Source organism: Ralstonia insidiosa (assembly GCF_008801405.1).
In the GTDB taxonomy this organism is placed as follows: Bacteria; Pseudomonadota; Gammaproteobacteria; order Burkholderiales; family Burkholderiaceae; genus Ralstonia; species Ralstonia insidiosa.
In genome coordinates this window covers 121,380-135,930 of the sequence record NZ_VZPV01000001.1, presented here as the reverse complement: position 1 = coordinate 135,930, position 14,551 = coordinate 121,380, and the positions used below count along the sequence as shown (strand labels likewise).

At 58.1% G+C, this 14,551-nt stretch carries 15 protein-coding genes; 11 read left to right on the top strand and 4 right to left on the bottom strand.

Annotated features, from left to right (window positions below):
• Nucleotides 1-2 precede the first annotated feature (2 nt).
• From kdpE to hisC, 3 genes are all read right to left on the bottom strand, one after another.
• Nucleotides 3-707, bottom strand: coding sequence for a two-component system response regulator KdpE (kdpE, locus tag F7R11_RS00630; protein ID WP_021197297.1), 705 nt, complete (start codon nucleotides 705-707; stop codon nucleotides 3-5).
• 75 nt (nucleotides 708-782) lie between these two features.
• Nucleotides 783-1,094 (bottom strand): high-potential iron-sulfur protein, encoded by a 312-nt coding sequence (locus F7R11_RS00625; RefSeq protein ID WP_021197298.1) that lies wholly within the window; start codon nucleotides 1,092-1,094, stop codon nucleotides 783-785.
• Nucleotides 1,095-1,440: 346 nt separating this feature from the next.
• Nucleotides 1,441-2,508, bottom strand: coding sequence for a histidinol-phosphate transaminase (gene hisC, locus F7R11_RS00620; protein ID WP_064805529.1), 1,068 nt, complete (start codon nucleotides 2,506-2,508; stop codon nucleotides 1,441-1,443).
• Nucleotides 2,509-2,978: 470 nt separating this feature from the next.
• Here hisC and F7R11_RS00615 point away from each other — a divergent pair, with 470 nt between their 5' ends.
• The 9 genes from F7R11_RS00615 (at nucleotide 2,979) to F7R11_RS27220 (ending at nucleotide 11,154) form a co-directional block, all read left to right on the top strand.
• On the top strand, nucleotides 2,979-4,199 hold the full coding sequence (locus F7R11_RS00615; protein WP_167317201.1) for a site-specific integrase: 1,221 nt from the start codon (nucleotides 2,979-2,981) through the stop codon (nucleotides 4,197-4,199).
• Complete coding sequence (locus F7R11_RS00610; RefSeq protein WP_104577685.1) at nucleotides 4,196-5,014, top strand: hypothetical protein; 819 nt, start codon at nucleotides 4,196-4,198, stop codon at nucleotides 5,012-5,014. The genes F7R11_RS00615 and F7R11_RS00610 overlap by 4 nt, the downstream gene beginning before the upstream one ends.
• Before the next feature lie 149 nt (nucleotides 5,015-5,163).
• Nucleotides 5,164-5,367 (top strand): excisionase, encoded by a 204-nt coding sequence (locus F7R11_RS00605; RefSeq protein WP_104577684.1) that lies wholly within the window; start codon nucleotides 5,164-5,166, stop codon nucleotides 5,365-5,367.
• Nucleotides 5,368-5,380: 13 nt separating this feature from the next.
• On the top strand, nucleotides 5,381-5,707 hold the full coding sequence (locus tag F7R11_RS00600) for a hypothetical protein (protein ID WP_104577683.1): 327 nt from the start codon (nucleotides 5,381-5,383) through the stop codon (nucleotides 5,705-5,707).
• 102 nt (nucleotides 5,708-5,809) lie between these two features.
• Nucleotides 5,810-7,243, top strand: a complete 1,434-nt coding sequence (locus F7R11_RS00595; protein ID WP_104577682.1) for a DUF3987 domain-containing protein — start codon at nucleotides 5,810-5,812, stop codon at nucleotides 7,241-7,243.
• A 135-nt stretch (nucleotides 7,244-7,378) separates the two neighbouring features.
• Nucleotides 7,379-8,668 carry a DUF3296 domain-containing protein gene (locus F7R11_RS00590; protein ID WP_208636678.1) on the top strand — a complete coding sequence of 430 codons (1,290 nt, stop codon included), beginning with the start codon at nucleotides 7,379-7,381 and terminating at the stop codon, nucleotides 8,666-8,668.
• 363 nt (nucleotides 8,669-9,031) lie between these two features.
• Nucleotides 9,032-9,463: a hypothetical protein gene (locus F7R11_RS00585; protein WP_104577680.1), complete on the top strand. Its 432-nt coding sequence runs from the start codon at nucleotides 9,032-9,034 to the stop codon at nucleotides 9,461-9,463.
• Nucleotides 9,464-10,012: 549 nt separating this feature from the next.
• Nucleotides 10,013-10,612 (top strand): hypothetical protein, encoded by a 600-nt coding sequence (locus tag F7R11_RS27225; protein ID WP_249042856.1) that lies wholly within the window; start codon nucleotides 10,013-10,015, stop codon nucleotides 10,610-10,612.
• Nucleotides 10,591-11,154 carry a YagK/YfjJ domain-containing protein gene (locus F7R11_RS27220; RefSeq protein WP_249042855.1) on the top strand — a complete coding sequence of 188 codons (564 nt, stop codon included), beginning with the start codon at nucleotides 10,591-10,593 and terminating at the stop codon, nucleotides 11,152-11,154. Before F7R11_RS27225 ends, F7R11_RS27220 begins: the two co-directional genes overlap by 22 nt.
• Before the next feature lie 113 nt (nucleotides 11,155-11,267).
• Here F7R11_RS27220 and F7R11_RS00575 read toward each other — a convergent pair whose 3' ends face one another.
• Complete coding sequence (locus F7R11_RS00575; RefSeq protein WP_167317200.1) at nucleotides 11,268-12,248, bottom strand: YiiX/YebB-like N1pC/P60 family cysteine hydrolase; 981 nt, start codon at nucleotides 12,246-12,248, stop codon at nucleotides 11,268-11,270.
• A 152-nt stretch (nucleotides 12,249-12,400) separates the two neighbouring features.
• Here F7R11_RS00575 and F7R11_RS00570 point away from each other — a divergent pair, with 152 nt between their 5' ends.
• Entirely contained in the window at nucleotides 12,401-13,672 is a 1,272-nt protein-coding gene (locus F7R11_RS00570; RefSeq protein WP_104577677.1) for an HNH endonuclease signature motif containing protein, read from the top strand.
• A gap of 40 nt (nucleotides 13,673-13,712) precedes the next feature.
• A complete protein-coding gene (locus F7R11_RS00565) occupies nucleotides 13,713-14,549 on the top strand; it encodes a hypothetical protein (RefSeq protein ID WP_104577676.1) in 837 nt (278 codons plus the stop codon).
• Nucleotides 14,550-14,551 lie beyond the last annotated feature (2 nt).

The following is a 14,551-nucleotide window of genomic DNA, read 5'->3' as shown; positions in this document are numbered from 1 at the left end:
GCTCAGGCCGTAAAGCGGTACCCGACGCCGACCTCGGTCAGCAGGTACTCGGGCCGCGCGGGGTCGCGCTCAAGCTTGTGGCGCAGGTGGCCCATATAGATGCGCAGGTAGTGGCTGCTGTCAGAGTGCGCTGGGCCCCAGACTTCGCGCAGCAGCTCGCGGTGGGTCATCACGGTACCGCGCCGGCCGAGCAGCACCGCCAGCAGGCGATATTCGATCGGAGTGAGGTGCACGGCCTCGCCGTTGCGGGTGACCAGGCGGCGCGCCAGGTCGACCTCCACCTCGCCGAAGCGGATGACGCTGCCGCCGTCTTCACCACGCTTGGCATGTCGGCGCAGCAGCACGCGCAGGCGGGCGATCAGTTCGCCCACGCCAAAGGGTTTGGTGAGGTAGTCATCCGCACCGGCATCGAGCGCCTCGATCTTGTCGCGCTCATCTACGCGGGCCGAGAGCACCAGCACCGGCACCTCCGTCCAGGTGCGCAACTCTCGGATCAACTGCATACCGTCGCCATCGGGCAGGCCAAGGTCGAGGATCACGGCGTCCGGCTGGCGTGTGCCGGCCTCGATCAGCCCGCGTTCGACGCGGTCGGCTTCATGGACTTCGCAGCCTTCTTCCTCCAGCGCAGCGCGGACGAAGCGGCGGATATGGGGTTCGTCGTCGATGACGAGGACGGTGGGCGTGAATGTGAACGGCATGGCACGCATTGTAGAGCGGCATCGGCAAAACAAAAACGGACCCCGCAGGGTCCGTTTCGTTGGCGAGTGGCCAGCCTGTGTAGCTTAGGCCTTCTTCGCCCAGGCGCTGCACCAGCCCTTGTTGGCAACGTCCTTGCCGGCGAACAGCGGGCAGCCGCCTTGTGCTGCCGTGCCGCCTTGGTACAGGGCGCAGTTGCCGCAGTGTTGATCTGCTGCGTGCTTCGGGAACTTGGCCTTGTCGACCTTGGTGGTGTCGGCCTTGTAGCCGAGGGCGGCGGCTTGCGGGTCGGTCTCCGCCACCATCGGTGCTGCCAGAGCCAGATCCGACATCGACATGACGGCGCCCGCGGCGGCCACGATCGGGATGCTCTTCAGGAATTGACGACGATTGGACATGCTGATTCCTTTTGTGGGAGTGTGTTGTGTGGCGTCCCGTGCCGCGCTGGTGCTTACGCACCGGCTCGCCCTAGGGGACAGCGGACGGCGTCGGCGCGCCATTTTCCCGCTCGTGCATTCTGGCACAGCAATCGGCTGGCGGCACCTGCGTCTGGTCAATGTTCCCCTTACCTACGTGCAGTAATCACTGACTTCGCTGGTTGGTAATGCAGTCAGTGAAAGTGTGCAGATAGGCCGTGTGGCTGGGGAATGGCGCGGCAACGGGGCTTGCCATCCCCCATCTGGCGGGCTGCCCCATCGAGGCCGCCGATGCTTGCCCGCCGGGGATGGCAATTTGTCGCGGGGGTCAGGCCAGCAGGTCGCGCAGCGCCTCGATGAATGCGTCGCATTCGTCATCGCTGCCGACCGTGATGCGCAGATGCTGGTCGATGCGCGGCAGCTTGAAATGACGTACAAAGATTTCCTGCGCTTTCAGGTGCGCCGCCAGCGTGGCGGCATCGTGTGCAGGATGCCGTGCGAAGACAAAGTTCGCGGCCGACGGCACGACCTCGAACCCCAGGGTGTGCAGGGCTTGTGTCAGCCGATCGCGGCTGGCGATCACGCGCGCGCAGGTGGTGCGGAAGTAGGTGTCGTCTTCGTAAGCCGCCTGGGCTGCCACTTGGGCAAGGCGATCCAGCGGGTACGAGTTGAAGCTGTCCTTCACGCGGTTGAGCGCTTCGATGAGCGCTGCGTGGCCAAACGCAAAGCCGACCCGCATGCCGGCGAGCGAGCGGGACTTGGACGTCGTATGCACGACCAGCAGATTCGGATAGCGGTCGACGAGCGAGATTGCCGACTGAGCACCGAAATCCACATACGCTTCGTCAATCACCACCACAGACGACGGGTTGGCCGCGACGATCCGCTCGATCTCTGCCAGCGGCAACGCATGGCCGGTCGGCGCGTTCGGGTTCGGGAACAGCACACCGCCCGCGTCGCCCAGATAGTCATCAGCGTTGATCGAAAAATCGTCGGCCAGCGGAATCACGTCGCACTGCACGCCGTACAGCCGGGCGTAGGTCGGGTAGAAGCTGTACGAAATGTCGGGAAAACGCAGCGGCTTGTCGTGCTTGAGCAGCGCTTGGAATACGTGCGCCAGCACCTCGTCTGAACCGTTGCCTGCAAACACCTGCTCGGGCTGCAAGCCGTGATGCGCGGCGACCGTCTCGCGCAGCCGGCGCGACAGCGGATCGGGATAGCGGCGCAGGCTGTTGCCCGTGTCGCCCAGTTCACGGGCGATGGCCTCAACCACGCGCGGCGACGGTGGGTAGGGGTTCTCGTTGGTGTTCAGCTTGACCGGGTGCGCCAGCGCGGGTTGTTCACCCGGGACATACGGCACAAGTTGCTGAACCACATCGCTCCAGTAACGGCTCACTGCTCGACTCCTGACGGGTGATGTTCCCCAGCGTGCCTGATCTTCGATCGACGGAATTGGGGATCGCGAAAGCGCGCGGGGCGGGGCTTGATCCTGTCTTGCACCGTATTTGGCGGCGACGCCATGGATTGCGGCAGAAACGTGACTCGGGCGCAGGACCGCCCCAACATTTTGCGCAATTCGGTGAGTGTTTGGCGCGCCCGGCTGGGATCGAACCAGCAACCCCTGCCTTCGGAGAGCCGAGAAACATGTTCTTTGAGGTAAGTTGGTGTATTTTTTTATTGAAAAATCAGCTACTTATGTAACCCGTGTTCAGGTGTGTACTTGCTTGTTCACGGCGTGATTGGCCCTAATTCGGCCCTAAGCTATACTTTTGCCTTATTGGCAGGGTCTAGGGCATGGGGCAAAGATTCAAAATCGACCGCGATTTCTTGCGGTCAATCATACCAACCGGCAGGTACCAGGAATTCGTGGATGCCGACGTGCGCGCGTTCGTGGTGAAGGTGACGCCCGCCGGCCGGATTAGCTACACAATCCGATGGACGAAGCCCGACGGCTCGCGCGGGCGGCGCGTGCTCGGCTACTGGCCAGACTTGAACCCTGGCGAGGCGCGTGAGCTGGCGAAAAAATCCCTGCGCGACGTAGACAAGACGGGCGACACGACAGCGGATGTGCTTGAGCGCCGTCGCCGAAAGGTGGAAGCCGAAAAGATTGTCGGCACGCCAACGCTCGCGAAATTCATCGATGATCGTTACGCCGACTGGCTCGCTGCCAACACCAAAAGCAGCGCTGCGACAACGGCACGTCTGCGCAAGTCGTTCGCCCAACACCTCGACAAGCCGATCAGCGAGTTCAATGCGTGGATCATCGAGAAGTGGCGCTCCAACCGCCTCAAGGCTAACGTCAGCGCATCCACAGCCAATCGAGACCTATCGGCGCTGCGCGGCCTGTTTTCTCGGGCGCTCGAATGGGGTTTGATTGCCGAGCACCCTATGCGGACGGTGAAGGCATTACAGGCACCCAGCGGTAAGGTGCGCTGGCTGTCGGGCGACGAAGAGACCCGATTGCGCATGGCGCTAGATGCTCGCGAAGAGCGTGAACGCACCGGCCGTGAGTCGGCGAACGCATGGCGCGCCGCGAGGGGATACGAACCGATGCCAGACCTACGCAGCCTTGCCTTCGTCGACTACCTCAAGCCTGCGGTGCTACTTTCGATCAACACCGGCCTTCGGCAAGGTGAGCTGTTAAAGCTCAACTGGCAGCATGTAAACCTCGACCGTGCAATCTTGACCGTGATTGACGCTTTGGCGAAGTCCGGAAAGCAGCGCCACATTCCACTAAACGACGAAGCACTAGCAACGCTCAAGGCATGGCGCCAGCAACAGACGCAGCACAGCATTGTTTTCGCGAGCGCGGCCGGAGGCGTGCGGACCGACGTAAAAACCGCATGGTCCAAGCTGCTCAACGACGCAAAGATCACGCATTTCCGATGGCATGACATGCGCCACCACTTCGCGTCCCGGCTCGTTATGGCGGGCGTGGATCTCAACACGGTGCGCGAGCTACTTGGTCACGCCGATTTGACGATGACGCTGCGGTACGCGCATCTTGCGCCCGAGCACCTGTCGGCGGCCGTCGCGAAGCTTAACCGACCAGTTTCTGCGCTAGCCAGCGAATCAGAGAACGCATGATGGGAAAGATTGACAATTCAGACGAATACGTAGGACCCGACGCGTTTCTAGGGCCCGTCCCGTTTGATATTGAGCCCGCGGACTTCGCGTGGCAGCCTGGAGGTGAATGGCTGAAGGAGCTTGACCAAGGTCACTCGATGGTTGTCGATCGCATCATCCCTTCTCTTGAGCGTGAAGCCGCGTTGCGGCTGCGCCGTGAGTGGAGTAGAGGCAGCCGTAAAAACTATCCGAGCCTCAGCGACGGCTACGAGCAATGGCGGGATTGGTGGCTAAAAGAGGTGTCGCAATATCGCGCCGCAGGTAATGCCACCCTCGACGGGAGCACGTCCCTGTCTGCAGTAGGGGAAGCGGCGGTCAATATTTTCGTCGTTGCCTCCCATTTGAGGTTCGCGATTGCACAGAAGCAGGCCGAAAAAGCATCTGCCCTTGGAATGACATTGTTTGCCGAATCGTTGCTCGGAGGGTATGCACTCAAGCACTCGGCCGCGATGGAGGCGGTCAGCGCAATGCGGAACTCGCGACGTGTTGCTTTTGAAAACGGTGCGGGCAAGGCAAACGATGATCTTGCGAGGGCGAAGCTCTACACCGAATTTGAAGCGAAGTGCATCTGGGAACGTGATGGCACGCTCAGGATCGGCGAGGTTGCGAAGGGTGTCATCAACGGGCTAAAGCTCAGCGAGAAGGTCTTTTCTGACAATTTCGATATCCCGGACGAACCAACCATCAAGAAGTGGATTCGAGAGGCAGGCAAAGAGGGCGGGCTGGAAATACCAAATGACGCGCAACGACCAGGAAGACCCCCGAGGAAAAAATAGAAATCATGCCTGCGTAGCGCAAATATGTTTTTACGCTGCGCAAAAACATATTTAGGCAGCGCGTACAAATTTTTATCCGCTTCGGGAGCACATAACCTCGCTTCAAGGTTGCTCGGGTGAGTAACCTCTTACGAAGGAGTCGAGGAAATATGGAATTCAGCTACACCATTCCCCAATTCTGCGCGGCATATCACTTCAGCCGTGTCTACTACTATTCCCTGAAGGCCCAGGGTAAAGGGCCGAAAGAACTGCGCCTTGGCCGCCGCGTCGTCATCCCGCGCAAGTGTGCGGAAGAGTGGGAGGCCCAGATGCTGGCTGCGCAGACGGTTGACGGTAACGCCGCGTCGGCGTAATGCGGAGGTCGAAATGACAACCAACGCAAAGAAGCCCTCCGATCCGCTCGACAACTTCGATGCCAAGCGTGTCGCCCGTGAACTTGACGGGTTGCAAGCAAACGCGCGAGCACACTTTCTGGAGCTGCTACCGAGCATCAAGGCAGCCAAAGAACGAGGCGTGCCGACGAGGCGGATTCTCGCAACATTGGCATCGCACGGGCTGCAGTTCAGTGCCGCAACATTCGGCACGTTTTACGAGCGCGCATCGCGTGAATTCGCCGACGCGGAATTCCGCAAGTTCGTCGAAAACGTATCGCGCAGCAGCGCGACCCGACACAGGGCAACTACGCGCCAATGATGTTGCGACAACCCGGTGCTACCGCGCACCGGGGTTTATGCCCTAGCCATCCCTAAACATAGCTCGACACAACACGAGACCACAGTGCCACGCGAATGCGTGATGTCGTCTGTTGCTGGCGAGCCAACAAGGATCACTATGTTTCCTCTGAATTACTGCGCCTCTTTGTTCCATCTCGATCAATTTCCCGACGAAGCCTTCGGCCCACGCATGCGCAGCATGTATGACCTCTTGGTGCAAATAGGCATCCCCAGCTCCATTGATGGTGCGACTGTGCTTCACGCCGGTCTTGCATACGTTAATCCTGCGGTCGACCTTGAGTCGGAAAGCGGAAAGAGAGGGCCAATCGGCGTCAACACCACGATCAGCGGAGTATCTGGTTGTGGCAAAACCGTCGCAAAAAATTACGCCTACGACAGCATGTCCCGCTTCCATGCCGCGTACCTGAAAGACGACCCTAACGAGATAGCGCTGTACGAGGACGCTGATGTAGCGGCCTGCGATGATGACGATGAGGAAGACTCAGAGCAACGCCCGAACGACAAAGGCGGGTCGCGCCACCCGTTCGAGTCCCATATCCAGTTCAGCGGCACGATGGAGGCCATGATCGACAGTCTCGTGTCGTATCCAGTAATGAATGAGATCGATGATGAGTTCACGGCGCTGCAGTCGGGCAGCATTACGCGCCATGGCAATACGCGCGTCAAACTGTACGACGGTCAGACATTCAGCGTTGCCCTGAAGTCGTCCGGTCGTGGGAACATTGTTGGGCCGCGTGTCACCTCTGGACGCTGGACCCAACCGCATATCCTGCGCGAGTTCGACAAGAAGCACGGAGCGCGCTACAGGAATTCGGGCCTCGGCGCCCGTGAGATCTTCGTGGAATACGATGGTGGCCCACGCGTCATCCGCCTGCTCAAGGCCGATACGCCACTGTGGAATGAGGCATGCATGGAGTTTCTGCGCGACACAGTGCGACTGGTTCGCCTTCGGCTGCAGCGTCCCGTTGTGAAGTTCCGTGCGGATGGGCTTCGTGCTACGGAGATGGTGGTTCAGCGTTATCAGCAGCGCGGAGCACGTGGTGGTGATTTGGAGCCTCTGCCCGAACACGTCGCACGCCAGCCAGAGATCATCCAACGCATTGCCGCAGGGCTTCATTCTTTTGAAGGCTGGGCTGGTGACATCTCGGGCGAAACCGTAGAGCGTGCCTTGCGTATCGGTGAATTTTTCACGGAGCACTATAAACGTCGCTTCGCACCGAAACCAAAGGTGCCTCGTGAATTCGTGGAAGCCGGCCACCTTGAACAATGTCTGCGCCACTACGTGCAGAAAACCGGACAGTTGGCGATCAAGCGCAGTCACCTTCGCGACTATGCGCCGAACATTGGGATGACCAAGGCCGCGCTAGACCGTGCCTTGACCGTGCTCTGCTCGTCCGATCGAGCCCGCATCGTTATCGGCAGTGACAAGGCGGCCTGGGTTGTACTGAACGCAGCCTACTTCCCCGTACCGCATTCCCTGACTAGCTACCGATAAGCCGGACATGGCGAGGCGGTCGGATCTCGTTGAGGACTGGAGAGTGTGTCGCAGATCTAAGCGGCACCTCTGCAGCATTCGCGCGTCAACAGGTCGTCAACTCGTAGTAGCCGTGTTCATGCATAGGAGAAATGCATGGAAAAAAAGAAACAGAAGTGGTTCGAAGTCGAGCAGAGAGATCTGGTCGATGATGTCCGTAGCCTGAACGCGGCGCACAGCGTCGTATTGAACCGTCAAGGCAACCCGATCATCCTCAATCGGCGAGCGGGTTCATTGGTAAGCGTGGTGACATTTATGTTCCGGGTCATCAGAACAACGGATGTTGCGTTCGAGATCGTGGAGCAGAACGGCAAGAAGAAATCGGTTCCGGCGTCGACGCTGAGTGAGTATTTCAGCGCACCGGGCGCGATGGCACAGTTGTATTCACGCCGCTCTCGGCACTCGCCACCGGTGCAACTCTTTTTTGACTGCTTCGCGGCGCACGATATTTGCCGTTGTACCTTGGCCGGCCCGGACCGTCAGTTTGAGGATGGTTCGCGTATCGAGGCCGAAGTGTTTGTTGATTTCATCAACACCCTGCGAGAGCAGGGTACACGTGTCGGGATCGTCAAGCAGCTTAATGACTGGAACAACGCCAGCGACGACAACGACAAGAGCGTGCGGCGTTATGTCGACGCGTTGTTTGAACGTAACGGTGCACTTCTCCCTGTGCATCTGGAACTGTGGAGTATCGACTGCTCCATTGATGAAGAGCGTGTCGACGAGATCGTCAACATGGTGGAAGAGGAGCGTGCGAAGGATATGGCGGCTTTGCGCGCCAGGGCGGGCGAAGAAGCAAATTCGTCGGAGTTGGAGGAGCATCACGATGCGTCAGCCGTGGTCGCCGACCGTGATCGGTTGTTGGACAACATGCGGGCCAAGCCCGCGATTTTCCGGAACCTCGCCGGTTATGTCTGGCGCATCGAGTGGTCGTACACGGGATTCTATCTGCGTGTCGTGTTCTTCTTCGACGACACGGAGCCGCATACCGCCGAATGGTTGGGTGAGTTGATCGGTCGCTACTGGGTCGATGCGATTACGAAGGGAAAGGGCACGTATCGCAATCTGAACATTTGCTCAACGAAGTTCGCTGGTGTCGGCAAGGTCCACAGCAAGGACGCAGCGAAGCGTGTGAATCTGGTGCAAGTGCTGCGCCGCCTGGCGCGACGTGACCGTTACATCTGCGTTGATCCGCGAGTGAAGTGCAATCGTTTCGGTATGGGTCGTCTGCCCAAACGGAAGATGTCGAAGGAGGCCCAAGCCATGCGTCGTTCTCGCCTGAAACAGCGAAATGCGCTCGCTCCGGAGTGGGTACACGCCGCCGTGGTGGATGTCCGAAATAGCTCTTTCCCTTTTGGGCCAACAGGTTACCGCTTACCTCTTTGAGCGTTCGCGCTATTCCAGCTCGAAGCTCAGGCTGGAGTTGGTCCTGTCAGAGCAGGCAGGCCGGGAGCGCTGCACCAAGCGCGTGCAAGCGTGTGAGGCATATCGGAATTGGCTCTTTGTCTTTTCGATCAAGAGGTTGCGTCTGGCCCCTGTCTCGCCAGCGCTATCGCCGGTCACCGGTCCCATCAGGCTGGTGATCGGCATTCCTCGCAATGCCGTGCCTGGCGAAACACTGGGGCTTGGCGTGCGCGGGCTGTGTTAGGCGGTCAACGAGAGGCACTCCAACGTCAACGAGCCATCCATCCACCGAGGCGCTGCCGTCAATGCGGGCGTGGGCGCCATGTAAATTTTGAAGGAACCGAAATGAATACCAACGCAACCGAGAACTCCGGCGCAGCGAACCGTGTGTCAATGAATGCTGCGCTGACCCAAGCTACTCAGCGCATGCAAAAGAAAAGCGTCGATCAACCGGACATCGATGCGCTCAAAGCTGCCGTGCTGGCGTATGTGCCCCCCAAGAAGCACACAGCGATTGATGTCGTGCGCGAGCTCTTCCCCGTGCTGGAGGAGAAGCGCAAAGATGGTGCATCCTACGAGGGGTTGGCTGAGTTACTGAGCGGCAAGGGTTGGGAAACGTCCGTGCAGACACTCAAGACCCTGATGTCGAACGTGCGCCGTGAGATGAAGACCGTGTACGTGTCGTGTCCGCACTGTGGCACCAAGGTGCCGGAAGCGCTGATCGCAAAAGATCATGCCAGCACCGTGCACGACAGCGAAGGTGATAGCACTGCGTAGAAGCCAGCGCATGAGGGCGTAACTGTTCTCTGACTCGCGTGTGTGGCTCATCGGTACGTCCGGTGGGCTGCCATGTAACCAGCAACGTATCGAGTGTCATCTCGTGGTGGTTGCTGTTAAGTATCGAATGCAATGCGAGGTAGCTTCGTCGTGTATGGGATTTTTACTGCGTGGACATGTATGTATATGAGAGGCCGAAAGCAAAGCCGAGTCTCTCCAGGGTGTCGATGATTGAATCGCCGAGATTCTCGTGCTCATCGAGTGCAAGCCATTTCTGCTTCCCTTGGAATACATCAACCCCAAGGGTAGGACAGCTCCCCATGCGCAGTCCTTACCGGAGGAAGGATAGGAGTAGGTCATCTTCTTCTCGGGACTAGCAGAGTATCTGAGCAGCCTTCGATGGCACCTCGCATCGAGCAGTCAACGACAACAGAGGAAGGTCTCCAGTTCATCGACAAGCACAACTGGCAAGTCATGTAGCTGTCACTCGAACCAGAGACCAAGTCAATCACCGTCGCACACATCAGTGCGACACATCATTAAGCAACCATGCAACATTCCACTGAAGACCAGGAAGCACTGGAGGTATTCGCTCGCCTTGATGAGCGTGTGAACCTTGAACAAACGGAGGTAGACGGCAAGGATACCGTCGTTTTCCACAAGGGCTATGGATCACGACACCTGTTCGCTATCGAGAAATTCGTTCGAGCAATCGAGAAGGGATGGGGAGGGTTCGTAGAAGAGCCTACTCGTTACAGCGGGTTGAAGAGGATTCGCGAGCAGTTTCTTGGTAAGCGCTACTACAAGAAGATAAACGACTGGCTGGAACGATACTCGGACCTGTACCGCTATTCGATCCGAGTCGACGTGTTCTACGATGTTTGCAAGGACCTCGGTCTGATCGGTCCGTATCGATTGTCACTGGGTGAGCCCGCAGACGTTGTGAGTACCGATGGCATGCGTGGCATGGACGTGTTCAATACGTTGATTGAGCGGATCCGGTTGCGTTGCCAGTCTCGTGTGTTCAAGGAGCATGAACGCTTGAGGCAGGTGAACGCGATGCGGAATACGAAGAACGTGCTGGAGTTGGAGGAGGAGATGTTCTCCAACGAGACAGGACGATCCCGATGGTTGGTTCTCTCTCTCTGACGTTGCGCTACAAGCCGCAGTACCGTCGATGGATCACGCCGGAGACGATCCAGGAGCACCGCGACAGATTCTTCGCAGCGCGACGCTTCAATACGCTCATGGCGGGCATCAAGGGCTTTGTATGGGCGATCGAGCAAGGTGAGGAAACAGGGCTACATCTGCATGTCATCTTGTTCTACTCAGCAGAGTCGAACCACGACGAGTTCATCGCGAAGCAGATCGGCGAATACTGGGTAGATGCGGTGACGGAAGGTAAGGGCGCCTACTGGAACAGCAATCAAGCCTGGCTGAAGAGGCGCTACGAAAAGCGTGGACACGGCATCGGCGTTGGCCAGATCAACTGGGACGACACCGAGAAGCGGCAGGCGCTGCGTGTGAATCTGGTGTATCTCGCCAAGGCTGAACAGCACCTGATGATCCAGGGGCCGGAGAGCGTGCGCACATTCGACATGGGGCAGGTGCCGAAGAAGATCAAGTCAGGGCGCCCTCGTGGGGATGCTGATGCGATCACCACGGATGGGAACGAAGCCCTGACAGATTAGTTAGATGTAGCTGAGGGGCGCGACCACGACAGCTGAGTCTCAGGCCAATTTGATCGAGTTAGCAGCGTGACCAACGCGCAACCGCTGCTAACGCGCAAACAGCAGGCAGCGGCTCAAGTCGGCTGCTCAGCAGCACGATTTAGGGGCTTTCCTGTGTCCCAAAAATGGTGATGGAGAGATGCCTCGATCTCCTTCGTCTCTTTTACCATTGCAATGTACTTCTCCTTTGTGAGCAACTTCTTGGACATTGCTAATTGGGCTTGCTTCAGTGCATTCTTCCTGTCCGTGAACCTCAAGCGATTGAGTTCGAGACCGTGTATGAAAATTTTGGCTGTAACCTTTAACATCGCCGAGTACTTCCTGCAGACGTCCACGTAGATCTTTGCATCAGCGGTGACGTCCCGCCACTGCGTATGAAGATCCGCCAACTGGTCGAAGTGAGCGGGTGCAACGATCGGGCTCGCGTTGATACCTGTGCCGGTCAGCCCGATGTCTCGGTACACCTTTCGAACAAGCTCCGAACAGTAGGCGTGATCTCGGCCGGATTTCCAACTCGGTTTGATTTTGTAAGGCTGCGCAAGGTAGTAACTGCACGCGCGCCGAATGACATCGGCATGCCGCTCATCTATCCCTTTGAAGCGGATAACCCGCCAATCATCTTCGACATCTGCCAGGACGTCTTGAATCAACCGGTTGGATACACCGGCTCCAGGGATCGCATCGATACAGATGAAGTCAGCATGGACCAGTGCCACATGGCTGGACTTTCCGTACACGTAGAAGGGTTTTTGGGCCGCTGCCAAAAGCTTCGAGCGTTGAGCCGTACCTGTCATTAGGATTACATCACCCGTTCGAAGCTTCCCGTCAACTGCGCCGACCTCCTCCAAAAAGGGATTCGGCTCACCACGGATGTGTGCGCGGAAAATTGGGTATTGTTCTTCTGGAATACCATCGAGCGCCGCCATCGCATCCAACGCGTTGTCCGACAAGGCCCGGATGGAAGTCAACAACTGCTCTGAGCGCTCGGGCGAAGCCATCGTTCTAAGAACGTTTGATGTCGCCATTTTCCTGGCTATTTTTTGAATCTGGTCCATTGCAAGGTTCTCAAAAATGGGGCGCATGACGACCGTGTGCGGAAGCGACACCACTTCCCCGGTCGGGGTCGCGGAGCATGCGCTATCGAATAGCGCCGAGAGGGGATTGTGAGTCCCTGCACTATCGTTCCAAATCAATCAATGATCAACACATGAGCGAAGATCAGCGCATAAGGGTTATCGCGGGACTTGCCTCTCTGGAGGAGCTTGCCTCCATGAGGAAAAATCTGGCGGATAAGGAAGGTTTGACCAGTCGGATTGATGGTGCACTTAGAGAGAGGGCATTTGTGCTCTATCAAGGGAAGGTGGCTGACAGGCTGCAGCGAAGACTCGACACGCTGGCACCACTCGAACTGAAGATCGTACGCGGCCTGGCTGCGCTTTGGCTGACTCACGAAAAGAACGCTCCTCCAAACCGTTCACTTCAGGCGGTTCGTAACCGAGACGGCGACCTAGTCGCGTTTGCGGAGGACGTGGTGTCAAGCGGGTCAGAGTCCAGTGGCTATCGCCGGTTGAAGGCTGCCGGCTATGAGGATCTAGTCTTTGAGCGGGTAGTTCTGGATCATCCGGATGCTTTCTCAGAGAAAGCGCGATTGAGTGCACAGCGTAGACTGCAGAAGCTTGAGCAGGCGCCGGTCGAACCTGAGCTTGAGGACCGCACGCGTCGTCTGCAAGACGGAACCTATTCGACCAAAGACCTACTTGACGAATTGGGTTTCAAGAAGCCTCAGCCTACGGCTTGGTATGCTCTGAGGGGAGACGAGATCGTATTCTTGTCGTGGGTTACAGAGGCCGATTTCGAGCGAGGTGTCGCGAGGATTCTTGCGGGCGAAGGCGACACTAGGCCGAACTTCTATCACTGGCGTGCGCAGATCGAAAAGATCCGTGAGGGTGCCTACCGGAACGCGTATGTTGTCTTTGGGTACAAAGGAGTAGACAACACAAACGTCCAGCACAGCCCCGAAGTGAGACTCTACGTCATTAGGAATATCCGCTCAGTCGGCGCTGAGATATTCGCAACGTTTGCCTTGATCGGGGAGGCAATTCAGCATGCCGCGGACTGGGACGTCGAATCGACCAGCGATGAGGTGGCATCGACGAGTCCTGTGCAGATGACCACGACGCCGGTCCGGCCTGAGCAACCAGCCTTCAGGCGTGCGTTGATCGAGCGCTTCAATGGGCGATGTGCACTATCAGGATGCGCTGTTGCCGAACTGTTGGACGCGGCTCATCTTCCCGGGCGAGATTGGGCACTCGGCCACAACACCGCTGCCGACGGAATTTTGCTCCGAACGGATCTGCACCGAGCGCTAGACAACGGCCTGATTCGGCTCGACGAGGAACTGAATCTCACGTGGGTGGATCCCAGCGTCAGCGACTTGTATGGAGCATTGATTCGCCCGATGGGAAACAGCAGCGCCTAGAGTTTCAGGCGCGCACGAGGTATGTCAACCGGGAGCCGATATGTTGGAATTTGAGGGCCGATGGCGCTTCGAATCGCCGGGGGAGCTCTCCGGCGACGTTGTCAGCGACGTTTTCACGCAGATCATCTGCAAGGTGGTCTCACAGGGGGATCGGCAAGACCTACTTGAAATATTCAAGCGGCGCTTTGCGCAGGCAGCAGGCAAGTCGTCCATTCGGAGCTCTAGCGAGAGCTGGGCGGAAAGCGACCTTCTGTCCTACATGCAGGACGCGAGCGAAAACGCAGCTTTGTTCATCGAAGCGTTGTACGACGGGCTACTTGATACGACCAAGCGGCTCCAGCCAGCCACTATCCCTCCGTGGCCCTACGTGAATCAGGTATTGGCGCCGAGCGGGTACGCGATTGATCCCCCTGTACTCAGCATGGGTGCGCTGGTAACGCCGGTGGCGGTGCCAACGCATGTGCCTTCACTTGACGCCCAAGCGAATTCGCTAATCCAGACATCCCTGAGCAAATCAGAAACGTTCCTCACCACTGGTGAGTACCGCGCGGCGGTGCAGGAGATACTGTGGTTGTTGGAGACCATCTCGACCGCGTTTCAGGGTGCCCAATATCCGGATGGCGACGTTACAGGGAAGTATTTCAGCAAGATCATTGGTGATTTGCGACGGCTCAATCACGGTCGCACGCTCAGCCAAGTCATAGGCTGGATGGAAAGCGTGTATGGATACTTGTCGTCTCCCACTGGCGGCGCCATCCGCCATGGTGCAACGCTGAACTCGGGGCTAACGCTAACAGAGGGCGAAGCACGGTTGTACTGCGACCTGACGCGCAGCTACATCAACTATCTTTTGCATGAGCACGCACAACTGAGGTGATG